The organism is Bacillus sp. FSL R9-9497, assembly GCF_038005805.1.
Taxonomy (GTDB): Bacteria; Bacillota; Bacilli; order Bacillales; family Bacillaceae_G; genus Bacillus_A; species Bacillus_A cereus.
This window is the reverse complement of record NZ_JBBOTY010000001.1, coordinates 4,045,142-4,068,835: the sequence shown is the minus strand read 5'-3', so window position 1 is coordinate 4,068,835 and position 23,694 is coordinate 4,045,142. Positions and strand designations below refer to the sequence as shown.

The window sequence follows — 23,694 nt, the reverse complement described above, 5'->3', positions numbered from 1 at the left end:
ATATGTGTTATGTTTTTTAGAATGAGCGGGGAATACCCACTCATTCTTATTTTTACAACCAGCTATGAAACTTTTTAATATAAAGCTTTTTTAGGAACTGTGTTAAAAAAGCGTAGCCTAATAGTATTCCTACTAACCAAGGGAAGTAGTTAAGTGGCAATGCTTGCAAACCAACGGCTGCACCAAGTGGTGAGAATGGAATATAAATCCCGATTGCCATAATAAGAGCGGTTAATAAAACGACTGGTGTTGATGCAGTGCTTTGAATAAATGGAATCTTTTGTGTTCTTATCATGTGAACAATTAAAGTTTGTGTTAACAATCCAACGACAAACCAACCGGACTGGAATAATGATTGCTCGCTCGGTGTATTTGCACCAAATACATTCCACATGACTACGTATGTGATAATATCAAATACGGAACTAATTGGGCCGATAGAAATAATGAAGCTTCGTAAGTTTGCAGTATCCCATTTTCGTGGTTTTTCTAGAAACTCTTTATCCATTTTGTCCCATGGAATAGAAAGTTGTGAAATATCATAAAGTAAGTTTTGAATTAAAAGATGAATGGCAAGCATCGGTAAAAAAGGAATGAAAGCACTTGCTACTAACACGCTAAACACATTACCGAAGTTAGAGCTAGCTGTCATCTTAATATATTTTAAAATATTTCCGAATGTAGTACGTCCTTCTAAAATACCTGCTTCTAATATAGTTAAACTTTTTTCGAGTAGAATAATATCGGAAGCTTCTTTCGCAATATCAGTAGCAGTATTAACAGATATTCCGACATCAGCTTCACGTAATGCTACAGCATCGTTAATGCCGTCTCCCATGTAACCTACAGTGTGTCCATTTCCTTGTAATGCGTGTATAATACGAGATTTTTGCATTGGATTAAGCTTCGCAAATACAGTCGTTTCTTCAGCAAGTTTTGCTAATGCTTTATCTGGTAAAGAATCAATCTCGTAACCGAGGATTGGTTCGCCGATATCTAATCCAACTTCTTTACAAACCTTTCTTGTAACAATTTCGTTATCGCCAGTTAAAATTTTCACTTGTACACCATGTTTTTGTAATGCTTGAATTGCAGCTGCTGCAGATGGTTTCGGTGGATCTAAAAAGCCGATATATCCACTGAGAATCATATCAGTTTCGTCTTTTACTGCGTACTCTGTATCATTTATTCTTCTATCTTTTTTATAAGCCACAGCAATAACTCGCATACCTTCACTATTTAGTGTCTCACTTAGTTTTTTGACATTTGAACGTATTTCCTCGGTGAGTGGAACGATTTTTTCATCCACTTCAGTGTAGTTACAAATTGATAAAATTTCTTCTACGGCACCTTTACAAACCATTGTATGTTCACCTGAAATATCCTTTACGATAACTGACATACGCCGGCGGGCGAAATCGAATGGAATTTCATCTAGCTTTTGAAAAGCTGATGGATTAAATTTATTGTTTTCCTCTGTATGCTTAATAACAGCTTTATCTATTAAATTTTTCAATCCAGTTTGATAGAAACTATTTAAATAGGCAAATTGCAAGACGCGATTGCATTCATTTCCCTTGGGATCTAAGTGACGAACAAGGACCACTTTATCTTCTGTTAAAGTTCCGGTTTTATCTGTACAAAGAATGTTCATAGCACCTAAGTTTTGAATAGAATTTAGCTGTTTTACAATTACTTTTTGTTTAGACATGTTAACGGCACCTTTAGCTAAATTAGCAGTTACAATCATTGGTAACATTTCAGGTGTAAGGCCAACAGCGACGGCAATAGCGAAGAAGAAAGCTTCTTGCCAATCTCCTTTTGTGAATCCATTAATGAGAAGGACAATAGGTGCCATAATAAGCATGAATGTAATTAAGAGCCAGCTTACTTTGTTTACACCTTTATCAAAGCTTGTTTCTACACGCTTTCCAATTACCTTATTTGCTAAAGAGCCGAAATACGTATCGGTACTTGTTGAGATGACAACAGCTTTTGCGCTACCACTTACAATATTTGTTCCCATGAAGCAAAGGTTTTCCATATCGAGTGGATTGTAATTTTTTTTCATGTTTTTCGGTAAGATATGCTTATTTTCTGTATGGTAGCAGTGTTCGTATTTTTCTACAGGAAGTGCTTCCCCTGTCAAAGAAGATTGATTAACAAATAAATCTTTAGCGGATACAACACGCACATCAGCTGGAACGATATCACCAGCTGAAAGGGAAATAATATCGCCAGGTACAAGTTCCTCAATTGGAATTTCTGTTGTGTAATTTCGGTTTAAATTCTTTACATTTTTTGTTTCATGTACAAATCCATTTATTCTAAATACGCTCGCAGTTGTTCGAACCATAGCTTTTAACTTATCGGCAGCTTTTTGAGAACGAAATTCTTGGGAAAACCGAATCGTTGCACTAAGTAGGACCATTACAGATACGACAATCGTTCCTTGCATATCATCTGTGAAAAAGGAGAGTGCTCCAAGAGCTAATAAAACGAAAATAAATGGATTTTTAAATGCCAATAGAAATTGAATGTACCACGGCGCCATTTTATTATGAGCTATTTCATTCGGACCATATAAAGAAAGTCTACGAGACGCTTCTTGTTTAGATAATCCACCTTGTGTTGTTTCTAAAAGTTTTAACGCAGAGCTTACATCTTGTGTTGCAACCTCCACTAATAATTCGTTATTTGTTTGCATGCTATCTTGCTCATAAGCATGCTTTGTTTCTTGTCTTTGTAAATTAAACATCGGTAGTTCCTCCTCTGTCATGAAGGAGGAAACAATCTGTTACCTAACTATTTGAAATGGTGAGGAACAGTTTCTTTCCTACCTACATGATGAAATATGAATGTAAAACGTATGGGTATCTGGGCCGAATCATCAATTGCCAACTGTTCCTCACCTCCGTACAATTTAGTAGTTTCTGAATATGCTATGTTTGTTTCATAGTAAGGTGCATATAGACGTAAAAAGACCTTTACTCAAAACGAGTAAAGGTCTGAATTCGCAGTTAAAAGAGTCCACAACAAAGACTGTTAGTAGACATAAATAAAAACAGTTTTTGTGTATGACAAAATACATGCACTTCTCCCTCGTTGAGTTTTAGCACTGTATAGCATAGGTACTGAAACCAGCTACGTTAAAAAAGGCCTTCATTCCGACCTTTCCTGTTGACCCATTGGCGTCTCTCGACATTTTTGGGCAGCAGCGTTTCTCTATACAGGAGCCTCACCTAACAGAGACCATATTCAATTACATGTTGAATGTTAGCAATGGAAAATCGTAGTGTCAATATCTTTTTTATCTGTGTTTTTAAAATATTAAACGGATTTATAATAGATATGTGGGATGAAATGCATGATATTGATTATGAATAATATGGAAAAATATTTTTATAAAAGGGGAATTTGTAATGGGACCACAAAATTTTATTATAAATATTGAGAATCAAAAATGGTTGTTTAATGAGCATGAAGATTTATGTTCTCATGGAGAAATATATTTAAATGTGGCTGGAACGATTATTACGCAGACAGGTATGGATGAGGAATGGGGAATAAGTGAATCAGCTTTAGCTTTGTTACGAACTTTAGATAAAGAATATATTTGTGATATTGAAAATGAAGCGGGGCTTATTTTGCACGGATGTGGCACTATGCTAATGTTAGGATGCCCAATTTCAATTCATTGGACTATAAATCATATAGGTGAAAACGTGATTTTAAAGGACTTTGTCAAAGTTATTTCTACTAATCAAAAGGCTATATACTATGAAGGACTTCATATAGAATTGAATGAAAATGAATATAGAAAACAAATTGTTTCTTTTGCACTACAAGCAAAAGAATTATTTAATAAATCAAGTGAAAAGATAATTTCAAATGAGTTTGAGCGAAGTATGTATACCGACTTTTGGACGGAATATGATCATTTGTTAAATAAGTATAAATAAAAAAGCACTGTAACCAGTGCTTTTTTATTATAGATTACGAGATTGTAGGGTTTTCAAAAATAACAATTTCTGAACTGTTTGTAGTTGAAACACGTTGGGCGTAATATGTTAAAGCTGAAGAAATATATGCTGGTAACGTATCATTTGTATGTGATGTTGTATATTCATGGATTAATTCCTTTAAAGTTGTCCATTCTAATTGTGCTGGGTGATCAGACACGAAAGAACTTACCCAGCGATCAAATGAAGATGAAAAATCAGTTTGTAAACGAAATACTTCTTTCATAATAAAACGCTCCCTTAAAATGTAGTATAATCATTTTACCATAAAACACGAACAATGGCTAAATTTTTTAAGTATAACGTTCGTGTTATATAGTTGTCTAGATGATTGGTTATGTAAATTCAATTTGCCATTTGAAATAACATTCCGTAAGATGAGAGATAGAGTATATTTAGAGCTGGAGGAAAGAAAGTGGAATTTGTATTTTTAGGAACTGGTGCAGGTGTTCCTTCAAAAGGAAGGAACGTTTCAGCAATTGCTTTACAATTGTTAGAAGAACGAGGACAAACTTGGTTATTTGATTGTGGCGAGGCCACGCAACATCAAATATTACATACATCTGTACGTCCGCGCCGCATTGAAAAAATATTTATTACGCATTTACATGGCGATCATATTTTTGGATTGCCTGGTTTATTAGGTAGCCGTTCATTTCAAGGAGGAACTACGCCTTTAACGGTGTATGGACCGAAAGGAATTAAACAATTTATTGAAGTGGCATTATCGGTAAGTACGACACATGTGAAATATCCACTTGAAGTTGTGGAGATAACAGAAGAAGGTACCGTATTTGAAGATAATGAATTTTATGTAGAAACGAAAAGATTGTCACACGGTATAGAATGTTTTGGATATCGTATTGTAGAGAAAGATATACAAGGTGCTCTTTTAGTTGATAAGTTGCTTGAGATGGGTGTGAAACCAGGTCCAATCTTTAAACGTTTAAAAGATGGTGAAGCAGTTGAATTAGAGGATGGCACGATATTAAATGGAAATGAGTTTATCGGCCCACCTCAAAAAGGGAGAATTATTACTATCTTAGGTGATACGCGATATTGCGAAGCGAGTAGGGAGCTTGCGCAAGATGCAGATGTACTTGTCCATGAAGCGACTTTCGCAGCAGAAGATGAGCAACAAGCGTATGATTATTTTCATTCTACATCTAAGCAAGCTGCGAGCATTGCACTTCAGGCAAATGCGAAGCGACTAATATTAACTCACATTAGTTCTCGCTATCAAGGAGATACATATAAGGAATTATTGAAAGAGGCTAGAGAGTTGTTTTCTAATACAGAAATAGCGACGGATTTGAAATCATTCCCAGTAGAAAAATGATAATTTTATAAAAAATGGTAACGGCGGGTTACCATTTTTTTATGTCTAAAAAAATTTAAAAATAAAACTGTTATTATTTTATACTTATACTTGGATGATACAGAAAATTAGGATGGTTTGAATATATAGGATAAAAATACGAAATAATGATTATTTAGAAAAACTGTTATATAAGTCAGATGACATACAAGTGATACAAATAGCAGAAATGGACTTTTATTCAGAACTTTTAAAATTCAACAAAAGTAAGCGTTTTATAAAAAACAAGCTATAATGAGGGCAGATTATAATTTATGATAAGTCACATGTATTTTAGTCATTATCGTAACAAGTGAAGTTGACTAAATCATGAGAGAGTAACACGAGAATTATAATAGGAAAGATATTACTATTATTTGTCATAAGTCTTTTTCACTTTTTAGCTAAACGATATGATTAGCGAGTGTATCTATTGCAAGTTCCTTAGTAGAAGCTTTTTATTAATAAGGTGGTGGAGATTTAATTGGTACACCACTCTTTAAAAGAGTTCAGAACATCAGCAGGTAGTCTAGGCGGAATAGCGGGTGCAAATTTAGTTGCATTAGCAATGGTTATATCACTTGTTTATGCTATGCTTGTAATGGCTTCTGTGTTAAACTTTGGATTGCTACCAGACTTTATTGTGGATTATCTTGTATCATTTTTAAATGAAAATAATGCTAAGATTCTTATGTATTATGATAACTGGTATTATTTCAGGTTATATTGGATTACTTTTATTCAAAAACTATCCAATTCGTATAGCAGAACAAATTTGTGGTACAACTGGAAAAGCGACAGATGTAGCAGCTTAATAGAATAGTAGAATAAATTTTTTTCATAGAGGTTTAGGGGGAGTTATGATGAAGTATCGCTCAGTATTTGATATTATCGGTCCAGTTATGATTGGACCATCAAGTTCACATACAGCAGGCGCAGCAAGAATGGGGCAAGTTGCTCGCCAGCTGTTTCGTCATGAACCAGAAAGAGTAAGCATTTCGTTATATGGATCATTTGCAAAGACGTATCGTGGGCATGGTACGGATGTAGCGCTAATAGGTGGGATATTAGGATTTGAAACAGATGACTTACGTATTCCAGAGGCGCTAGAAATAGCAAAAGAGCGCGAAATTGAAGTGGAATTCATTGAAGAAGATGCCAATGCACCTCACCCAAATACAGCGAGAATTCGTTTGTATAAAGGTGAAGATGAAATTGAAGTTGTTGCTTGCTCAATTGGTGGCGGTAAAATTGAAGTTGTAGAATTAAACGGATTCGATCTTCAATTATCAGGCACGAGCCCAGCACTACTTATTGTAAATAACGATCGCTTCGGTGCTATTGCAGCGGTAGCTTCAATCCTTGCGAAACATGAGATTAACATTAGTACAATGAGTGTATCTCGTAAAGAAAAAGGAAGAAGAGCGCTTATGGTCATTGAAACAGATGAATTATTAGCAGATGAAGTAATTGAAGAAATAAAAGCGCAACAAAATATTTGTCAAGTAACTATTATGGAATAATTGCAGGGGGGACACACCATGTTTCGGAACGCAGCGGAACTAGTGGCGCAAGCTAAAGAACAAAATGTAAAAATCGCAGAAATTATGATTCAATGTGAAATGAAAACAAGAAGTATTTCACGTGAAGAAGTAATTGCTGGTATGGAAAAGAACTTGGTCGTGATGGAGCAAGCAGTAGAACGTGGTATTCGCGGCGTGAAATCACCAACTGGTTTAACTGGTGGAGATGCTGTAAAAGTTCAAGCGTATATGAAGAGTGGAAAAGGCTTATCTGGGGATACGATTTTGGATGCAGTAAGCAAAGCTGTTGCAACAAATGAAGTAAACTCAGCGATGGGAATTATTTGTGCAACACCAACAGCAGGGTCTGCTGGAACAGTGCCAGGTGTACTATTTGCACTAAGAGAAAAATTGCAGCCTACACGTGAAGAAATGATTGAATTCTTATTTACAGCAGGAGCTTTCGGTATGGTTGTTGCGAATAACGCTTGTATTTCTGGTGCGGCAGGAGGATGCCAAGCTGAAGTTGGTTCAGCAAGTGGAATGGCGGCTGCAGCTGCAGTTGAGATGGCTGGTGGAACACAAGATCAAGCAGCTACAGCGATGGCAATTTCATTAAAGAACATGCTTGGTTTAGTGTGTGATCCTGTTGCAGGACTTGTAGAAGTACCTTGTGTAAAACGTAATGCAGCAGGAGCTGCAAATGCGATGATCTCAGCAGATTTAGCATTAGCTGGTGTAACGAGTACAATTCCATGTGATGAAGTAATTGAGGCAATGTTTAGAATCGGACAAACGATGCCAGTAGCACTTCGTGAAACAGCAGAAGGTGGACTTGCAGCAACGCCGACTGGTCGTCGCCTGCAAGAAGAGATTTTTGGGAAGAACAATAACTAAGTGTAATTATAAAAAAAGGAGCTCAAATAAACTTGAGCTCCTTTTTCTATTTTTCTTTTGTTAGTTGTTCTAATGTTTTTCCAAGATTATGTGATCGTTTCGTTGCCTGTGTAATACAAGAAATAAGTGCTTGTTGAAATTTATGTTCTTGTAATACTTCAATACCTGCTTCGGTAGTTCCACCAGGAGAAGTAATTTCCTTTCGCAAAATAGAAGGGTGTTTGTCACTTGCTTTTAGCATTTCAGCAGCACCAATCATCGTTTGAAGAATAAGTGATTTTGCAACATCTTCTTTTAAACCAATTTTTGTTGCAGCTTCTTCCATAGCTTCCACTACGTAATAAATATAAGCAGGTCCACTTCCGGATAATGCAGTGACAGCATGCATATCTTCTTCCTCTACAACAGAGACGAGACCAATCGTTTCAAATAAAGATGTTGCAGTGCGAATATGTTCCGCTGTTGCATGTTTTGAAGGGGAGATAGCGGTAGCTGATTTTAAAATGGCTGCGGATGTATTTGGCATTGCACGAATAATTGGAACGTCTTTTTGAAGTAGTTTTCTAATTGAGTGAGTAGAAACACCTGCTAGTAATGAAATAATAAGCACGTTATTATTTATGTATTCTTTAAAAGGGGTAAGTGCCTCTGCAACATCCTTTGGTTTCATTGCTAGAAAAAGAATATTTGCATCAGTAAGTAATTCTTTTTTATTATGAGTACCTTTGACACCGTATTTTTTATGTAGCTCTTGTAATCTTGTCTCGTTAGAACGATTACTTACAGTAATTTGTTCACCTTTAACAACATTTGCATGTAACAAGCCACCAATAATAGCTTCGGCAATGGAGCCTGCACCGAGAAAGGAAATGTTTTGAATAGACATGATGTTCCTCCTTTAATTTTGGTTAGAAATTCTTATAAATGTACATACATTCGTTTTTTTATAGGAAACACCTCTTTTTATCTGAAAATAATGACAAATATATATAGAAGTTGTAAACTGAAGAAGTATTCATTTTTGAACCGGAAAGAGACAGGGGGGCTAAGCATGACGGCGATTCACCGAATGGAGATTCCTGTACCATTTGCAGTGGAAACTGTGAATGTGTTTTTAGTTGAGGGGGAGACATTAACATTAATTGATACAGGGACGAATACAGAAGAGGCAAGGAATGCGTTAGAAAGTCAATTAGGTGCATTAGGACATACGCTAGAAGATATTGAAACAGTAGTCATTACGCATCATCATGCAGATCATTGTGGACTTTTAAATATATTTTCTGAGAAGACGAATATTATTGGACATCCTTGGAATGAGCCTTGGATCACACAAAATCCAGAATTTTTAAAGCGGTATCATGAATTTTTTAGAGAGACGGCCTTACAGTTTGGTGTGCCAGCAGCATTTTTGAAAGACGAGTCGTTATTGACGACGAGGACACTTAAATATTCTTGTAATAGATCGTTAACGCATACTGTGAGAGAAGGAGATCGTATTGATTCTTTGCCTGGATTTATAGTACTTGAAACACCAGGTCATGCTTCTACTCATATTTCTTTATATAGAGAATCTGATGGAATATTAATTGGTGGAGATGCTCTCATCAGTCATATTTCTTCGAATCCAATACTAGAACCACCATATGAAGGGCAAACAGAACGGGCACGCCCATTACTACAATATAATCAAACATTACAGCGTTTAAGCGAAATGAATATTTCACGCATTTTATCAGGGCATGGGGAAGATGTTCTAAATGTGAAACAACTTATTGAAACGAGATTACAAAAGCAAGAAACACGTGCTTTTAAAGTGCTTGAGTTATTAAAGGAAAAACCAATGACAGCATTTGAAGTATGTGTAAAACTATTTCCGGTATTATATAAAGAACAATTACCACTTACTATTTCAGAAACGGTTGGACAATTGGACTATTTAGCATATAATCAACAAGTGATGATTGATGAGTCATCGCAACAATTGATTTATTATGCAAAGTAGGTGACAGCAATGACAGGACGTTTACAAAATAAAGTAATCGTCATTACAGGTGCTTCTAGTGGGATTGGTGAGCAAGTTGCAATGCAAGTTGCAGCACAGGGAGCGACTCCAGTATTAATGGCTCGAACAGAAGAGAAACTACAAGCGTTAGTAGACAAAATTAAAGAAACTTATAATACGCCTTGCTATTATTATGTATTAGATGTAAGTGAAGAGATGGAAGTACAGTCTGTTTTTTCAAAGGTATTACAAGAAGTGGGACGTATTGATATATTAGTAAACAATGCGGGATTTGGTATTTTTAAAACGTTTGAAGATGCGTCAATGGATGAAGTGAAAGATATGTTCCAAGTAAATGTATTTGGATTAGTAGCATGTACGAAAGCGGTACTACCTTATATGGTAAACAAGAACGAAGGACATATTATTAATATTGCTTCCCTTGCCGGAAAAATTGCAACTCCGAAATCAAGTGCGTATGCAGCAACGAAACATGCTGTATTAGGATTTACGAATAGTTTACGCATGGAATTAGCGAATACAGATATTTATGTTACAGCAATTAATCCAGGTCCGATAGATACAAACTTTTTTGAAATAGCGGATCAATCTGGTACATATGTAAAGAATATGGGACGTTACATGTTAAAACCAACATACGTAGCAGAACAAATCGTAAAGTCGATGCACATGAAAAAACGTGAAGTAAACTTACCGAAGTGGATGGGAATTGGCCCGAAACTTTATGCTTTATTCCCAGGTTTATTTGAACGTGTAGCAGGTAAATCATTAAGTAAAAAATAGGAGATTTCCACATGGAAATCTCCTATTTTTTATTGTTTTCCAGTCACATAATCATAAACAATATCCTCAATCTCCTCGTATAAATCAATTTCAATATTTGAATGAGTCACCGTTTGAATATGTTTCACTAGCATTTCCTGATCTTCTTTTGATATTGGACTGCATTGATATTGCTGAAAACTTTTTATAATCATTTTCTCAATTAATTTTTCGTTCATATTTTTTCCCGCCTGTATGTACGTATGTATTGTTTTATTGTACTTGAAGTGAAATGAAAAAACTACCACGCACTACTTTTGTATAAAAATTCGGTTTTGTATATTATTTTTCTAGTAAAATTAAGTTTTTTAAGTTTGTAAAATTTATAAATATTTAATTGACTCTATAAATATACAATATTATAATCATACTTAATTTAAAGAATCGATTTGAGGAGGAACTTATGAAAGTCGCAATTATTGGAGCCACTGGATATGGGGGTATTGAGTTAATTCGTTTATTAGAACAACATCCATATTTTTCTATAGCATCTCTTCATTCTTTTTCACAAGTTGGTGAGTGTATAACAAATGTATATCCGCATCTTCGAAATGTTCTCGTTCATACGTTACAAGAAATTGATGTGGAGACAATAGGGAAAGAAGCAGAAATCGTATTTCTAGCAACACCAGCAGGAGTATCGGCGGAGTTAACTCCCAAGTTATTAGCAGAAGGTTTAAAAGTAATTGACCTATCTGGAGACTTTCGTATGATAGATCCTTCGTCATATGAACTGTGGTATAAAAGGCCAGCAGCGAAAGAAGAAATTCTTAGAAAAGCAGTGTATGGGTTAAGTGAATGGAAAAGGACTGAGATTCAAAAGGCAAATTTAATTGCAAACCCAGGATGTTTTGCTACAGCCACATTGCTAGCGATAGCGCCGTTAGTACGTAGTAGCATGATTGAAGAAGATTCAATTATTATTGATGCGAAATCAGGGGTATCAGGAGCAGGTAAAACACCAACAACAATGACTCATTTTCCTGAGCTATACGATAACTTACACATCTATAAAGTAAACCAGCATCAGCACGTTCCAGAGATTGAGCAAATGCTTACAGAATGGAATAGTGAATCACAGCCAATTACATTTAGCACACATTTAATACCGATATCACGAGGAATCATGATTACACTTTATGCAAAAGTAAAACAAAAGATGGAAATAAAGCAACTTCAAAAATTGTATGAAGAAACGTATGAACAATCGCCTTTCATCCGAATTTGTAAGCAAGGGAAATTTCCAAGTCCAAAAGAAGTGAGAGGCTCAAATTATTGCGATATTGGCATAGCTTACGATGAAAGAACAGAAAGAGTTACGGTCGTTTCTGTTATAGACAATATGATGAAAGGCGCGGCTGGGCAAGCGATTCAAAATGCAAACATAATAGCGGGACTAGAAGAGACAACAGGTTTACAACATATGCCGCTTTATCTATAAGGGGGACATGATGATTAAAGTAGCGTCTATTACAAAATTAGAAAATGGTTCAATTGTAACGCCGAAAGGCTTTTCGGCAATTGGTACTGCAAATGGTCTGAAAAAGGAGAAAAAGGATTTAGGTGCCATCGTTTGTGACGTACCAGCATCATGTGCCGCTGTGTATACAACGAATCAAATACAAGCAGCTCCTTTGCAAGTAACGAAGGATAGTATAACGGCAGAAGGGAAGTTACAAGCAATTATCGTTAATAGTGGAAATGCAAATGCTTGTACTGGAATGCAAGGATTACAAGACGCATACGAGATGCGCGCATTAGGGGCGGAACATTTTGGGATGAAAGAAAATTACGTTGCTGTAGCTTCAACAGGTGTAATTGGTGTTCCACTGCCGATGGATATAATCCGAAAGGGAGTTGCAACTCTTATACCGACGAAGGAAGAAAGTGAAGCATATTCTTTTTCTGAAGCAATTTTAACGACGGATCTCATAACGAAAGAAACTTGCTATGAAATGATTATTGATGGGAAGAAAGTGGCGATTGCGGGTGTTGCAAAAGGTTCAGGGATGATTCATCCGAATATGGCAACGATGCTTAGTTTTATTACGACAGATGCTCATATAGAGCATGACGTATTGCAAACAGCATTATCCCAAATTACGAATCATACATTTAATCAAATTACGGTGGATGGAGATACTTCTACGAATGATATGGTCATCGTTATGGCAAGTGGATTATCAGAAACAAGGCCGATAAATATGGAACATACAGATTGGGAAACTTTCGTATGTGCTTTACAGAAGGTATGTGAAGATTTAGCAAAGAAAATTGCGCAAGATGGTGAAGGCGCTACAAAGTTAATAGAAGTAAATGTGCTAGGAGCTCAAACGAATGAAGAGGCAAAAAAAATTGCAAAGCAAATAGTCGGTTCGAGTCTTGTGAAAACAGCAATACATGGTGAAGATCCAAACTGGGGGCGAATTATTAGCAGTATTGGACAAAGTGAAGTAGCTATTAATCCGAATACAATTGACATTACTCTTCAATCTATATTGGTATTAAAAAATAGTGAGCCTCAAACATTTTCTGAAGAAGAAATGAAAGAGAGATTACAAGAAGATGAAATAGTCATTAATGTGTACTTACACTTAGGAGAAGAGACAGGATCAGCTTGGGGCTGTGACTTAAGCTATGAATATGTGAAAATAAACGCTTGTTATCGTACATAAGGAGAGAGAAGATGAGCGAATATATTGTAGTGAAATGCGGCGGTAGTATGTTGAATCAATTAAAAGCTGTGTTTTTTGAATGTATAAAGAAATTACAACAGAAGTATAAAGTAGTGATTGTTCATGGTGGTGGGCCAGAAATTGATGCCAAATTAAAAGATTGTAACATCAACGTAGAAAAAAGAGATGGATTACGCGTAACACCAAGAGAAGTTATGGATGTTGTTCAAATGGTGCTATGCGGAAGTACGAATAAAAAACTCGTAATGAATTTACAAAAGCATAATTTACTTGCGGTAGGTTGTTCAGGATGTGACGGCAATTTACTTCAAGTTCAACCTGTCAGTGAAGAGATAGGATATGTGGGGGAAGTAAGTTATGTAGAAACAGCCTTATTAAAAGGATTAATAAATATGGAGTATATTCCTGTTATTGCTCCAATCGGGGTAAATGGTAATGAAGTTTATAACATAAATGCGGACAATGCTGCAGCTGGGATTGCGGCTGCGTTAGGGGCAAAAGAGCTTATTTTTATTACGGATGTAGATGGAATATTACATGAAGGGAATTTGGTAAAGGAAACGGATGAATCTGAAATTGCTACTTTTATAGAAACAGGTGTTATTACAGGTGGGATGATTCCGAAAGTACAGGCGGCACTAGCATCATTAAAAATGGGAGTGCAAAAGATAAGTATTGTGAATGGTACAAAAGATTTTACTGAGGTTACGGGAGAGTGTATTGGAACGACGGTAACGAAAGGTGTGAGTATTGCATGACGAGTCATCTTTTTCAAACGTATGGCAGAAGAACTATTGAGTTTGTAAAGGGAACTGGAACGAAAGTTATTGATAATAACGGTAAGGAATATTTAGATTTCACATCAGGAATTGGCGTATGTAATTTAGGACATTGTCACCCTACTGTTCTCAAAGGTGTACAAGAGCAACTTGATGATATATGGCATATATCTAACCTGTTTACAAACAGCTTGCAAGAAGAAGTTGCGTCATTATTAACAGAAAATAGAGCATTAGATTATGTGTTTTTCTGTAATAGTGGGGCAGAGGCAAATGAAGCAGCTTTAAAGTTAGCACGTAAGCATACTGGAAAATCTCTCGTCGTAACATGCCAGCAGTCTTTTCACGGTAGAACATTTGGAACGATGAGTGCAACGGGCCAAGATAAGGTAAAAGAAGGATTTGGTCCATTACTTCCATCTTTTTTACATATCCCTTTTAACGATATTAAAGCATTAGAGGAAGTAATGAATGAAGAAGTTGCGGCGGTAATGGTAGAAGTTGTTCAAGGAGAGGGAGGAGTAATACCTGCTGATCTATCTTTTTTGAAAGAGATTGAAACATTATGTAATAAGTTCGGTTCCTTATTTATTATAGACGAAGTACAAACGGGGATAGGAAGAACTGGGACACTATTCGCTTATGAACAAGTGGGAATAGAGCCTGATATCGTTACCGTTGCAAAGGCGCTTGGGAATGGGATTCCTGTCGGAGCGATGATTGGCCGGAAAGAGCTCGGAGCGTCGTTTACTGCAGGATCACACGGTTCAACTTTTGGCGGGAATTACATCGCGATGGCTGCAGCGAAAGAAGTATTGCAAGTAAGTAAAAAACCATCGTTTTTAAAAGAAGTACAAGAAAAAGGCGAGTACGTATTAGAGAAGTTGCAAGAGGAATTACAGCATGTCGAATGTATTCAAAATATACGTGGTAAGGGGCTTATGATTGGGATTGAGTGTAAGCATGAAGTTGCAAGTTTTATAGAACAACTAGAAAACGAAGGACTTATCGTATTACAAGCAGGTCCTAATGTGATAAGACTATTACCGCCACTCATTGTCACGAATGAAGAGTTAGAACAGGCAGTATATATAATAAAAAAAGTAGTTTGTACAAAAAACGTATCAATCATATAAGGGGGAAGTTTCATGTCAACTGTACAAGTACCGAAATTAAATACGAAAGATCTTTTAACGCTAGAAGAATTAACGAAAGAAGAAATTATTTCTTTAATTGAGTTCGCTATATATTTAAAAAAGAATAAGCAAGAGCCTTTATTACAAGGCAAAATATTAGGGCTTATTTTTGATAAGCATTCCACTCGTACTCGTGTATCTTTTGAAGCGGGAATGGTACAACTCGGGGGACATGGTATGTTTTTAAGTGGGAAAGAGATGCAAATGGGAAGAGGAGAAAGCGTTTCAGATACTGCAAAAGTATTATCGCAGTATATTGACGGGATCATGATACGTACATTCTCACACGCGGATGTAGAAGAGCTTGCAAAAGAATCGAGTATTCCTGTTATTAACGGTTTAACGGATGATCATCATCCTTGTCAAGCATTGGCAGACCTTATGACGATATACGAAGAAACAAATACATTTAAAGGAATAAAATTGGCTTACGTAGGTGACGGCAATAATGTGTGTCATTCATTGTTGCTAGCGAGTGCAAAAGTTGGAATGCATATGACTGTTGCAACGCCTGTAGGATATGAACCGAATGAAGAGATTGTAAAAAAAGCGTTAGCAATTGCCAAGGAAACAGGAGCTGAAATTGAAGTTTTGCATAATCCTGAATTAGCGGTGAATGAAGCAGATTTCATTTATACTGACGTTTGGATGAGCATGGGGCAAGAGGGCGAAGAAGAGAAATATTCTTTATTTCAACCTTACCAAATCAATAACGAACTTGTTAAGCATGCGAAGCAAACATATCGTTTCTTACACTGTTTACCTGCCCATCGTGAAGAAGAAGTAACAGGAGAAATTATAGATGGACCGCAGTCTATCGTCTTTGAGCAAGCTGGTAATCGATTGCATGCTCAAAAAGCGTTATTAGTGAGTTTATTTAAAAATGTAGAAGAGCCTTCCTAAAAGGGAGGTTTTTTTATATTAAAATGTCATATGTATATTTAGTTAACCATTTCGATATCATTTATAATAAAAGAGAAAACTAAATTTGTTTTTCAGAGTGTGTAAGGACATACTACATATAAAAATATAGTTAAAGAGATGATGAGGGTGAAAACAACTAAGAAAACATATTCGTTTTTTCAGCGGATGTGGAGAATATTAAAGTTTCAATATTATAAGTTGCTTCGATCGCCAGAAGGCGCAAAGAAAGTATCGTTAGGGTTTGCTATAGGATTCGGCTTAGAAATGTTAGTCATTTATACGGCATCGCTCGTATATGTAATATTTTATCCAATCGTCAGGTTAGCAAAGGGATCTTTTCCTGCGGCAGTTATTGGCAATATTATTGGGAAAATATCGTTTCTCCCAGTATTTTTATTTCCGCTTGCGTATGCGCTAGGAAAAATGATTTATCCATTTCATGTACAGAAAATTCATCATGAACCATTTACGATATCGGACTTGTTTTCAAGTCACATTTTTACGATATTAAAGAGCTTATTACAAAGTGAAGTGTATGTATTAATTGGAATGACGATTTTAGGAGTTGTGTTTGGTCTCATTTCATATTTCGTTGTGCATTATTTATACGAAAAGAACCGTAAGTTACGCTTGAAGAAAAGGAAGAAACGAGTGAGAGAACCACTTGTACAATTATAAACAATGTCACATTCATTTTCTCCTTTGAATATGTTTAAGAAAAAGGAGGAGAGGATAATGTATTATTATTACGTACCTCAAGTATATCCATATGTAAATTATTATCCGGTTTATGATACGAGTAGACAACACGAATTATATCGGCAACAACAATTACAGCAATTATCACAAATACCACAATTACCAACACAACAGCCTACACAGGAAAAAAAACCATATTTAACAACATGGCCATATTCCAATGTATACTATGGTAACTATTACGAATCATAAAGCTGCTTCTATTTAGAAGCAGCTTTATACGTTTGTTTTCAAAATTAAATTTTGAATGGTTTGAAGAGAATGAATGAGCTTTTCGCGCTCTTCCTCAGATAATGTTTGGAAATTTTCTTTTAGTTTGTCTAAAATGAATTGCTGATACTGATTTACTAATAATTTCCCTTCAGCTGTTAGGGAAATTAAAATGACCCGTCGATCTTTTTCGCTATAATGACGCTCTATTAGTTCTTCTTGAATAAGTTTGTTTAATAGAGGTGTCATGTTAGGCCGTGAAATCGCTAGCCGCTTGCCGATTTCGGAAACTGCTAATGTGCCGTTTTCATGCAAAAGCAGTAATACTTGTGTATGTGATGGCGGCATATGTCTTTGAGAAGAAAATTCTCCAGGAAGCATAAATTTGCGATAAAAAAGAGGCACTAGCGAAAGAAGATGATCAACAATACGTTCCCACTCGCGTGATTCCATATAAAGGCCCCCTTCCACTATCATTGTAACAAAAAAGACATGTTATAAAAATAGAATTGTTTCATGGTCGCTTTAATATTTGTAGGATAACACTTGCTTTGTAAATGTATTGGCAATAATTGCATAGCCGTTATCATTTGGGTGTACTTGGTCAAATAATAACTCTTTTTTATCATTCGATATTAATTTGCGAATTGGTAAAACGATAGATGGTTGATTTGCTTTGGAAATGGAATAAACAGATTCATTCCAGCCATCTAAAAACATATCTGCATAACTTGCGATGGAGTCATCGAGTTGTAACGGGTTATAGAGTTCTGAGAGAATGAGTAAAGCGTCCGGATTTTGATCTCGAACTGTCTTTACAATACTTTTTATATCCGCTTCAAAATGGGCTTTTTCTTTATTTAACATTTTTATACCATCTATAACACCAACATCACGATTTAAACGAAATAAATTATTTCCTCCAATATTAATTGTAATTATATTTGCTGCTCTAATTTTTTCCTTTACATCTTCTGATTGAACTTTTTTAGCGAGACGATCTGTTGTAAGACCGTTTACCCCAAGGTTTTCTACTGTAATTGGTTTGTGAATTTGTGCTTCTATTTGCTTAGAAGCTAATTCAGCAAATCCACCTTGTGTCGATCCATATCCTTTAGCGAGTGAATCACCTAATACAAGATGATAAAAAGATTCGTTTGTTTGCTTATCAATCCAATTTGGGGCAGATGTTTTTTCTGTTTTTTCTTCAGATTCATTTTGTTTTGTCTCGTCGTTCTTTTCAAAATAAGAATAAGAAATGATCAGAAGGAGGAGACAAACAATTGTTAAGATGACTTTTTTCATAAATTCATCCTCCTTGTAATTGGTAATTGTATCATATTCAGCAGTATTAGCAATGTAAGGGCATATTATATGTTTATGAAAAGTTTATAATAACTTTACAGAAAATTTGTTGAAGTTTGTCAAAAAATATTGACGATAGGAAAGAACTTTATATATGATAATGTCAGATAAGGTGAAACTTTAATTAGTGGGAGCTTTATTTCCTATTAATTGTTAGTCTTCATCAATCGGGCGTTTAAGGGGACTACTCGTTAGCGCAGGATGAAATGAAAATTGTGTCTCTAATAGAAGAAAAAAGGTATGTGGTTAGAGACAGATAGGGATTCATTTCATTATTTCTGGTAATTGTATAAGGGGGATTTTTTGTGAAAAAGTCAAAAAAAATGCTGGCTGGAGCAACTCTTGCTATTGGTGTTATAGCGCCGCAAGTATTGCCAGCAACAGCTCATGCAGATGAGAACACTGGGGAGAGTACAGTTAACTTACGAATTCTAGAAACATCAGATATTCACGTTAACTTAATGAATTACGATTATTATCAAACGAAAACAGATAATAAAGTAGGTCTCGTGCAAACTGCAACACTCGTTAATAAAGCACGTGAAGAAGCGAAAAACTCTGTCCTATTTGATGATGGAGATGCATTACAAGGGACACCGCTTGGAGATTATGTAGCAAATAAAATAAAAGATCCGAAGAATCCTGTGGATCCTAGTTATACACATCCATTATATCGTGTAATGAATTTAATGAAGTATGACGTCATCTCTCTTGGGAATCATGAATTTAACTACGGTTTAGATTATTTAAAAAAAGTGATTAAAAAAACGGATTTCCCGGTTATTAACTCGAATGTCTATATAGATGACCATGATGGTAATGATGAGAATGACGAGCATTACTTTGATAGATATCATATTTTAGAGAAAGAAGTAGTGGATGAAGCAGGCCAAAAACAAATAGTGAAAATTGGTGTAATGGGATTTGTTCCACCACAAATCATGAACTGGGATAAAGCGAACTTAGAAGGAAAAGTAAAAGCAAAAGATATTGTGCAAACAGCGAAAAAATTAGTTCCGGAAATGAAGGCGCAAGGTGCGGATATTATAGTTGCACTAGCGCATTCAGGTGTTGATAAGAGTGGATACAACGAAGGAATGGAAAATTCATCGTTTTATTTAGCGACAGAAGTTCCTGGCGTAGATGCAGTATTAATGGGACATTCACATACTGAAGTGAAGGATGTATTTAATGGTGTTCCAGTTGTAATGCCTGGTGTCTTTGGAAGTAACTTAGGTATTATTGATATGCAATTGAAAAAGGTAAACGGAAAATGGGAAGTACAAAAAGATCAATCTAAGCCACAACTTCGCCCGATTGCTAATAGTAAAGGTACCCCATTAGTAGAATCTGATCAAAAATTAGTTAATGAAATTAAAGATGAGCATCAAGCGACAATCGACTATGTAAATACACCTGTAGGTAAAACGAAAGCACCAATTAATAGTTATTTTTCATTAGTACAAGATGATCCTTCCGTACAAATTGTGACAAATGCGCAAAAATGGTATGTAGAACAAGAACTTAAAAAACCAGAGTACGAAGAGATTAAAGATATTCCGGTTTTATCTGCAGGCGCACCATTTAAAGCAGGTGGCCGAAACGGTGCTACATATTATACGGATATTCCAGCTGGAACGTTAGCAATTAAAAACGTTGCGGATTTATACGTGTATCCAAATACGTTATATGCTGTAAAAGTAAATGGGGCACAAGTGAAAGAATGGCTTGAAATGTCTGCAGGTCAGTTTAATCAAATTGATCCAAAGAAAACAGAAGAACAGCCGTTAGTAAATATAGGCTATCCTACATATAACTTTGATATTTTAGATGGCTTAAAATACGAAATTGATGTAACACAACCAGCGAAATACGATAAAGATGGAAAAGTTGTAAATGCAAATACGAATCGTATTGTAAATATGACATATGAAGGTAAGCCAGTAGCTGATGATCAAAAGTTCATCGTCGCTACAAATAACTATCGTGGAAGTAGTCAAACGTTCCCAGGTGTAAGTGAAGGGGAAGTTGTATACCAATCACAAGATGAAACACGTCAAATCATTGTGAAGTATATGCAAAAAATAAAAAATATTGATCCAGCAGCTGATCAAAATTGGACGTTTAAACCGATTGTTGCAGATAAATTAAATACAACATTTGATTCTTCACCAAATGCACAAAAGTATATAAAGAAAGATGGGAACATATCATATGTTGGACCATCTGAAAATGAATTTGCTAAATATGCAATTGATATAACGAAGAAGAATGATGATAAAGAAACTGGTGAAGGAAATCCAACGACACCGCCAACAGGTGGGGGAGAAAATCCAACAACACCGCCAACAGGTAATGGAGAAAACCCAACACCACCAACAGAAGAAGGTAATAATGGTAATGAACCAAAACAAGATGGAAACAATACTGGATCTGGACAAACTACAACAGATGATCAAAATACAAAAGAAACAACAACAACTGTAAGTGAAAATAAAGAAGCTGAAAAAGATGAACGTGATTTACCGAAAACAGGTGCAAGTATTGCTTCTACAATTGGAGCTGGTCTTGCGTTTGTTGGAGCGGGATTACTTATGTTATTTAGAAAAAAGAAAGCGAATAGATAGTAGAGAAATATAAAAAGGATTACCGATTTGGTAATCCTTTTTGTTATATTATGAAACTGGTACTGCTTTTTCTTTTTTCCATGAAAGACCGAATCCAGTAAAGCCGACGATAATGGTTACGACTGGACACGCTAAACAGAAGATTGCGTATGGCAGGTAATCGAATGTTGGAACGCTAAGAACGTTTGTTAAGAATACGCCACTTACACCCCATGGTACGAGTGGATTAATTACTGTACCAGCATCTTCTAATACTCGTGATAAATTACGACGTTCTAAACCGACTTCATCGTATTTATTAGCAAATGCTTGTCCTGTTAAAACGATGGATAAGTACTGCTCACCAAGTAAGAAGTTTACACCAATTGCAGTTGAAGCAGTAGAAATAATTAAGCGTGTACTAGTTTTTACGAAGCTAGAGATAATATTCATCAGCTGCGCTATAATACCCATTCCTTGTAATAATCCTCCCATACAAAGAGCTAGAAAAATAAGAGCAATTGACATCATCATACTTTGCAGGCCACCGCGAGATAATAAGCTATCAATATCTTTGATACCAGTTTTAGAAACGTAACCGTCTTGCATAATTTTAATTAAATCAGCTAAAGAAGTGCTAGGTTTAAAAATAAAGAGAATAATAATTCCTACCACAATTCCTGCAAGTAATGTTGGAACTGCGGGTACCTTTTTAAATGCGAATAGGAACAGTAATAAAATAGGAATCAGTGTAACGATAGAAATCGTTGCATTTTTTTCTAATGTGTTAATAAATGCTGAGAAATCAACGTTTCCATCAGATCCGCTTCCTAAAATGAAAAATGCGATAAAAGCAATAATGAAAGCTGGCACTGTTGTCCAAAGCATGTTACGAATATGTTCAAATAAATCTACACCCGTTACAGCAGGCGCTAAGTTTGTTGTATCAGATAAAGGAGACATTTTATCTCCGAAGAATGCCCCAGAAATAATTGCCCCAGCAATTAGAGCTGGATCGTATCCAAGGGCAGTACCCATTCCCATAAAGGCAAGTCCTACAGTTGCAGCAGTTGTAAAAGCACTACCGATACTCGTTCCAACAATTGCACAAACAACAAAAACAGTTGGAACGAAAATTTTTGGAGATACAAGTTGGAAGCCGTATACCATTAAAGTCGGAATAGTTCCAGCTGCGATCCAAACGCTAATTAATACGCCTACAAGTAAGAAAATAAATATAGATGGAATACCAGCTGAAATACTACTAATCATCCCTTTCTCCATAGTAGACCAAGAGATTCTCTTCAAGAATCCAAATGCTAATAAAAGAACGATACCAAATAAAATTGGGATGTGTGGTGAAACTTCTAATTGAATAACACTAAAACCAATACAGAAAAAGATAAAAATTGTTAAAAGAACAGACTCAATTTTTGAAACCATTGTTTTCCCCTCCTAAGTAATATGAAATAGCTCTTTTTTATATAAAATTCGCCAATATTGTATATTTCCTTCTAAAATTTAGAATTTTGTGACAAATTACCGGTAATTGTTTGTTCTTCTATATGATACGGAAAAGATTGGATAAAAAAACGTCCCTGCATATAATTATGCAGGGACGAAGAAATCGCGGTACCACCCTAGCTTGTGAAATGAATGTATCACAAAATAAAGGGTCATATGATATGCGCTTATAAAATAAAAAACGCCCCTGCAATATATGCAGGGACGAAAAATTCGCGGTACCACCCTAAATTGTGAAACAGTGTCGTTTCACCACTCTTTAGACATAACGGTCTATAACCGTCTTTCACTACTCCTCACGTTTCGTAAAAGAAGCTCCAGGGGGTAATTCATAATTCGCTCTGTACTGGTTCGCACCGACCACCAGCTCTCTGAAATCAGAAATCGAAATACTACTAAATCCTATCAACGCCGATTCATATGATGTTAGTTAAATTTTTATCATATTTTCATCTTACATGTCAATAAAAATATTAAATGTTTTTTTAGGGAAATAAAGGATAATTGTTTTTAATGCTGTAAAAATGTACGTTATAATGAATTTGAAAGGGGGAGGAAAGAGTGAAGAAAAAAATAATTCTTTTTACCACTTTATTAGTTATTGGAGGAAGTACTGGAATTTACACAGCTTTTGCGGCTGAATCAGAGCAGCTGAAACAAAAGCAAATACAACAATCAGAAGTGAAGAAAGTAAAAGAAATAGAAGAGAAGAAATCAATGGAAAAAGCAGCAGAGAAAATAGGAGTTTCTACAGAGGGAAAAACAAAAGAAGAGGTTACGAAAGAAGTAAATACCGCTAGGTTTGAGAAGCGTCATGATTTATTAATTGAGCACGCTAAGCAACTTGGAATTGATACAGAGGGGAAAAAAGATGAAGAAATTATTTTAGAAATTGGAAAGATACAGCATGGAAAGTAGAACAACTTATCGTATGATAAGTTGTTCTTTTTTAAGAACTATTTGATTTTAAAATAATTGACAGTCATTC

General features: G+C 35.6%; 23 protein-coding genes, 1 riboswitch and 1 other annotated feature. Of the genes, 16 read left to right on the top strand and 7 right to left on the bottom strand.

What is annotated here, in order from left to right; genetic code table 11:
- Positions 1 to 52: 52 nt before the first annotated feature.
- Positions 53 to 2,758, bottom strand: a complete 2,706-nt coding sequence (gene mgtA / locus MKY21_RS20870) for a magnesium-translocating P-type ATPase (protein WP_136986359.1) — start codon at positions 2,756 to 2,758, stop codon at positions 53 to 55.
- 333 nt (positions 2,759 to 3,091) lie between these two features.
- Positions 3,092 to 3,257, bottom strand: a riboswitch (M-box (ykoK) riboswitch).
- A gap of 165 nt (positions 3,258 to 3,422) precedes the next feature.
- Here mgtA and MKY21_RS20865 point away from each other — a divergent pair.
- Positions 3,423 to 3,962: a hypothetical protein gene (locus MKY21_RS20865; protein WP_016118611.1), complete on the top strand. Its 540-nt coding sequence runs from the start codon at positions 3,423 to 3,425 to the stop codon at positions 3,960 to 3,962.
- Positions 3,963 to 3,996: 34 nt separating this feature from the next.
- Here MKY21_RS20865 and MKY21_RS20860 read toward each other — a convergent pair whose 3' ends face one another.
- Positions 3,997 to 4,248: a DUF3932 family protein gene (locus MKY21_RS20860; RefSeq protein WP_000665709.1), complete on the bottom strand. Its 252-nt coding sequence runs from the start codon at positions 4,246 to 4,248 to the stop codon at positions 3,997 to 3,999.
- A 189-nt stretch (positions 4,249 to 4,437) separates the two neighbouring features.
- Here MKY21_RS20860 and rnz point away from each other — a divergent pair, with 189 nt between their 5' ends.
- The 4 genes from rnz to sdaAA all read left to right on the top strand — a co-directional run bounded on the left by rnz (position 4,438) and on the right by sdaAA (position 7,799).
- On the top strand, positions 4,438 to 5,361 hold the full coding sequence (rnz, locus tag MKY21_RS20855) for a ribonuclease Z (RefSeq protein ID WP_000397453.1): 924 nt from the start codon (positions 4,438 to 4,440) through the stop codon (positions 5,359 to 5,361).
- 586 nt (positions 5,362 to 5,947) lie between these two features.
- Positions 5,948 to 6,202 (top strand): hypothetical protein, encoded by a 255-nt coding sequence (locus tag MKY21_RS20850; RefSeq protein WP_229172745.1) that lies wholly within the window; start codon positions 5,948 to 5,950, stop codon positions 6,200 to 6,202.
- Between the two features lie 40 nt (positions 6,203 to 6,242).
- A complete protein-coding gene (sdaAB, locus tag MKY21_RS20845; protein WP_000877445.1) occupies positions 6,243 to 6,902 on the top strand; it encodes an L-serine ammonia-lyase, iron-sulfur-dependent subunit beta in 660 nt (219 codons plus the stop codon).
- A gap of 18 nt (positions 6,903 to 6,920) precedes the next feature.
- Positions 6,921 to 7,799, top strand: a complete 879-nt coding sequence (sdaAA, locus tag MKY21_RS20840) for an L-serine ammonia-lyase, iron-sulfur-dependent, subunit alpha (protein WP_341077292.1) — start codon at positions 6,921 to 6,923, stop codon at positions 7,797 to 7,799.
- Between the two features lie 46 nt (positions 7,800 to 7,845).
- On the opposite strand, the gene proI is transcribed toward sdaAA, so the two are convergent.
- Complete coding sequence (gene proI / locus MKY21_RS20835) at positions 7,846 to 8,685, bottom strand: pyrroline-5-carboxylate reductase ProI (protein ID WP_016118606.1); 840 nt, start codon at positions 8,683 to 8,685, stop codon at positions 7,846 to 7,848.
- Positions 8,686 to 8,850: 165 nt separating this feature from the next.
- Here proI and MKY21_RS20830 point away from each other — a divergent pair, with 165 nt between their 5' ends.
- Together MKY21_RS20830 and MKY21_RS20825 are read left to right on the top strand one after the other, a co-directional pair.
- Positions 8,851 to 9,804, top strand: coding sequence for an MBL fold metallo-hydrolase (locus MKY21_RS20830; protein ID WP_000125122.1), 954 nt, complete (start codon positions 8,851 to 8,853; stop codon positions 9,802 to 9,804).
- A gap of 9 nt (positions 9,805 to 9,813) precedes the next feature.
- Positions 9,814 to 10,608, top strand: coding sequence for an SDR family NAD(P)-dependent oxidoreductase (locus tag MKY21_RS20825; RefSeq protein ID WP_016118604.1), 795 nt, complete (start codon positions 9,814 to 9,816; stop codon positions 10,606 to 10,608).
- Positions 10,609 to 10,637: 29 nt separating this feature from the next.
- Here MKY21_RS20825 and MKY21_RS20820 read toward each other — a convergent pair whose 3' ends face one another.
- Positions 10,638 to 10,826, bottom strand: a complete 189-nt coding sequence (locus MKY21_RS20820) for a YqzH family protein (RefSeq protein WP_001003222.1) — start codon at positions 10,824 to 10,826, stop codon at positions 10,638 to 10,640.
- Positions 10,827 to 11,050: 224 nt separating this feature from the next.
- On the opposite strand from MKY21_RS20820, the gene argC reads away from it, so the two are divergent.
- The 7 genes from argC to MKY21_RS20785 all read left to right on the top strand — a co-directional run bounded on the left by argC (position 11,051) and on the right by MKY21_RS20785 (position 17,193).
- The gene (argC, locus tag MKY21_RS20815) at positions 11,051 to 12,088 is read left to right on the top strand and encodes an N-acetyl-gamma-glutamyl-phosphate reductase (RefSeq protein ID WP_016118603.1); all 1,038 of its coding nucleotides are present in this window, start codon (positions 11,051 to 11,053) and stop codon (positions 12,086 to 12,088) included.
- A 10-nt stretch (positions 12,089 to 12,098) separates the two neighbouring features.
- Complete coding sequence (gene argJ / locus MKY21_RS20810) at positions 12,099 to 13,322, top strand: bifunctional glutamate N-acetyltransferase/amino-acid acetyltransferase ArgJ (protein WP_016118602.1); 1,224 nt, start codon at positions 12,099 to 12,101, stop codon at positions 13,320 to 13,322.
- Between the two features lie 11 nt (positions 13,323 to 13,333).
- On the top strand, positions 13,334 to 14,101 hold the full coding sequence (gene argB / locus MKY21_RS20805) for an acetylglutamate kinase (protein WP_044795935.1): 768 nt from the start codon (positions 13,334 to 13,336) through the stop codon (positions 14,099 to 14,101).
- On the top strand, positions 14,098 to 15,258 hold the full coding sequence (locus MKY21_RS20800; RefSeq protein ID WP_033694206.1) for an acetylornithine transaminase: 1,161 nt from the start codon (positions 14,098 to 14,100) through the stop codon (positions 15,256 to 15,258). The genes argB and MKY21_RS20800 overlap by 4 nt, the downstream gene beginning before the upstream one ends.
- A 12-nt stretch (positions 15,259 to 15,270) precedes the next feature.
- A complete protein-coding gene (argF, locus tag MKY21_RS20795; RefSeq protein ID WP_016118599.1) occupies positions 15,271 to 16,221 on the top strand; it encodes an ornithine carbamoyltransferase in 951 nt (316 codons plus the stop codon).
- Positions 16,222 to 16,359: 138 nt separating this feature from the next.
- Positions 16,360 to 16,920, top strand: coding sequence for a DUF2062 domain-containing protein (locus MKY21_RS20790; protein WP_002005691.1), 561 nt, complete (start codon positions 16,360 to 16,362; stop codon positions 16,918 to 16,920).
- Between the two features lie 57 nt (positions 16,921 to 16,977).
- Complete coding sequence (locus tag MKY21_RS20785; RefSeq protein ID WP_016118598.1) at positions 16,978 to 17,193, top strand: hypothetical protein; 216 nt, start codon at positions 16,978 to 16,980, stop codon at positions 17,191 to 17,193.
- 24 nt (positions 17,194 to 17,217) lie between these two features.
- On the opposite strand, the gene MKY21_RS20780 is transcribed toward MKY21_RS20785, so the two are convergent.
- Together MKY21_RS20780 and MKY21_RS20775 are read right to left on the bottom strand one after the other, a co-directional pair.
- Positions 17,218 to 17,664, bottom strand: coding sequence for a MarR family winged helix-turn-helix transcriptional regulator (locus tag MKY21_RS20780; protein ID WP_000445819.1), 447 nt, complete (start codon positions 17,662 to 17,664; stop codon positions 17,218 to 17,220).
- A gap of 72 nt (positions 17,665 to 17,736) precedes the next feature.
- Entirely contained in the window at positions 17,737 to 18,516 is a 780-nt protein-coding gene (locus MKY21_RS20775; RefSeq protein ID WP_000755850.1) for a GDSL-type esterase/lipase family protein, read from the bottom strand.
- Positions 18,517 to 18,881: 365 nt separating this feature from the next.
- Between MKY21_RS20775 and cpdB the strand changes: the two genes are divergently transcribed.
- A complete protein-coding gene (gene cpdB, locus MKY21_RS20770) occupies positions 18,882 to 21,203 on the top strand; it encodes a bifunctional 2',3'-cyclic-nucleotide 2'-phosphodiesterase/3'-nucleotidase (protein ID WP_044795936.1) in 2,322 nt (773 codons plus the stop codon).
- A gap of 48 nt (positions 21,204 to 21,251) precedes the next feature.
- Here cpdB and nhaC read toward each other — a convergent pair whose 3' ends face one another.
- Positions 21,252 to 22,625 (bottom strand): Na+/H+ antiporter NhaC, encoded by a 1,374-nt coding sequence (gene nhaC / locus MKY21_RS20765; RefSeq protein WP_016118595.1) that lies wholly within the window; start codon positions 22,623 to 22,625, stop codon positions 21,252 to 21,254.
- A 278-nt stretch (positions 22,626 to 22,903) separates the two neighbouring features.
- Positions 22,904 to 23,124 (bottom strand) — a binding site (T-box leader).
- 143 nt (positions 23,125 to 23,267) lie between these two features.
- Here nhaC and MKY21_RS20760 point away from each other — a divergent pair.
- The gene (locus MKY21_RS20760) at positions 23,268 to 23,624 is read left to right on the top strand and encodes a hypothetical protein (protein ID WP_137074506.1); all 357 of its coding nucleotides are present in this window, start codon (positions 23,268 to 23,270) and stop codon (positions 23,622 to 23,624) included.
- The last annotated feature ends 70 nt before the right edge of the window (positions 23,625 to 23,694 follow it).

Excerpts from the sequence above, each read along its gene's own strand:
- mgtA (WP_136986359.1), bottom strand. The coding sequence starts at position 2,758 with ATGTTTAATTTACAAAGACAAGAAACAAAGCATGCTTATGAGCAAGAT.
- MKY21_RS20865 (WP_016118611.1), top strand. The coding sequence starts at position 3,423 with ATGGGACCACAAAATTTTATTATAAATATTGAGAATCAAAAATGGTTG.
- MKY21_RS20860 (WP_000665709.1), bottom strand. The coding sequence starts at position 4,248 with ATGAAAGAAGTATTTCGTTTACAAACTGATTTTTCATCTTCATTTGAT.
- MKY21_RS20850 (WP_229172745.1), top strand. The coding sequence starts at position 5,948 with ATGGTTATATCACTTGTTTATGCTATGCTTGTAATGGCTTCTGTGTTA.
- sdaAB (WP_000877445.1), top strand. The coding sequence starts at position 6,243 with ATGAAGTATCGCTCAGTATTTGATATTATCGGTCCAGTTATGATTGGA.
- sdaAA (WP_341077292.1), top strand. The coding sequence starts at position 6,921 with ATGTTTCGGAACGCAGCGGAACTAGTGGCGCAAGCTAAAGAACAAAAT.
- proI (WP_016118606.1), bottom strand. The coding sequence starts at position 8,685 with ATGTCTATTCAAAACATTTCCTTTCTCGGTGCAGGCTCCATTGCCGAA.
- MKY21_RS20830 (WP_000125122.1), top strand. The coding sequence starts at position 8,851 with ATGACGGCGATTCACCGAATGGAGATTCCTGTACCATTTGCAGTGGAA.
- MKY21_RS20825 (WP_016118604.1), top strand. The coding sequence starts at position 9,814 with ATGACAGGACGTTTACAAAATAAAGTAATCGTCATTACAGGTGCTTCT.
- MKY21_RS20820 (WP_001003222.1), bottom strand. The coding sequence starts at position 10,826 with ATGAACGAAAAATTAATTGAGAAAATGATTATAAAAAGTTTTCAGCAA.
- argC (WP_016118603.1), top strand. The coding sequence starts at position 11,051 with ATGAAAGTCGCAATTATTGGAGCCACTGGATATGGGGGTATTGAGTTA.
- argJ (WP_016118602.1), top strand. The coding sequence starts at position 12,099 with ATGATTAAAGTAGCGTCTATTACAAAATTAGAAAATGGTTCAATTGTA.
- argB (WP_044795935.1), top strand. The coding sequence starts at position 13,334 with ATGAGCGAATATATTGTAGTGAAATGCGGCGGTAGTATGTTGAATCAA.
- MKY21_RS20800 (WP_033694206.1), top strand. The coding sequence starts at position 14,098 with ATGACGAGTCATCTTTTTCAAACGTATGGCAGAAGAACTATTGAGTTT.
- argF (WP_016118599.1), top strand. The coding sequence starts at position 15,271 with ATGTCAACTGTACAAGTACCGAAATTAAATACGAAAGATCTTTTAACG.
- MKY21_RS20790 (WP_002005691.1), top strand. The coding sequence starts at position 16,360 with ATGATGAGGGTGAAAACAACTAAGAAAACATATTCGTTTTTTCAGCGG.
- MKY21_RS20785 (WP_016118598.1), top strand. The coding sequence starts at position 16,978 with ATGTATTATTATTACGTACCTCAAGTATATCCATATGTAAATTATTAT.
- MKY21_RS20780 (WP_000445819.1), bottom strand. The coding sequence starts at position 17,664 with ATGGAATCACGCGAGTGGGAACGTATTGTTGATCATCTTCTTTCGCTA.
- MKY21_RS20775 (WP_000755850.1), bottom strand. The coding sequence starts at position 18,516 with ATGAAAAAAGTCATCTTAACAATTGTTTGTCTCCTCCTTCTGATCATT.
- nhaC (WP_016118595.1), bottom strand. The coding sequence starts at position 22,625 with ATGGTTTCAAAAATTGAGTCTGTTCTTTTAACAATTTTTATCTTTTTC.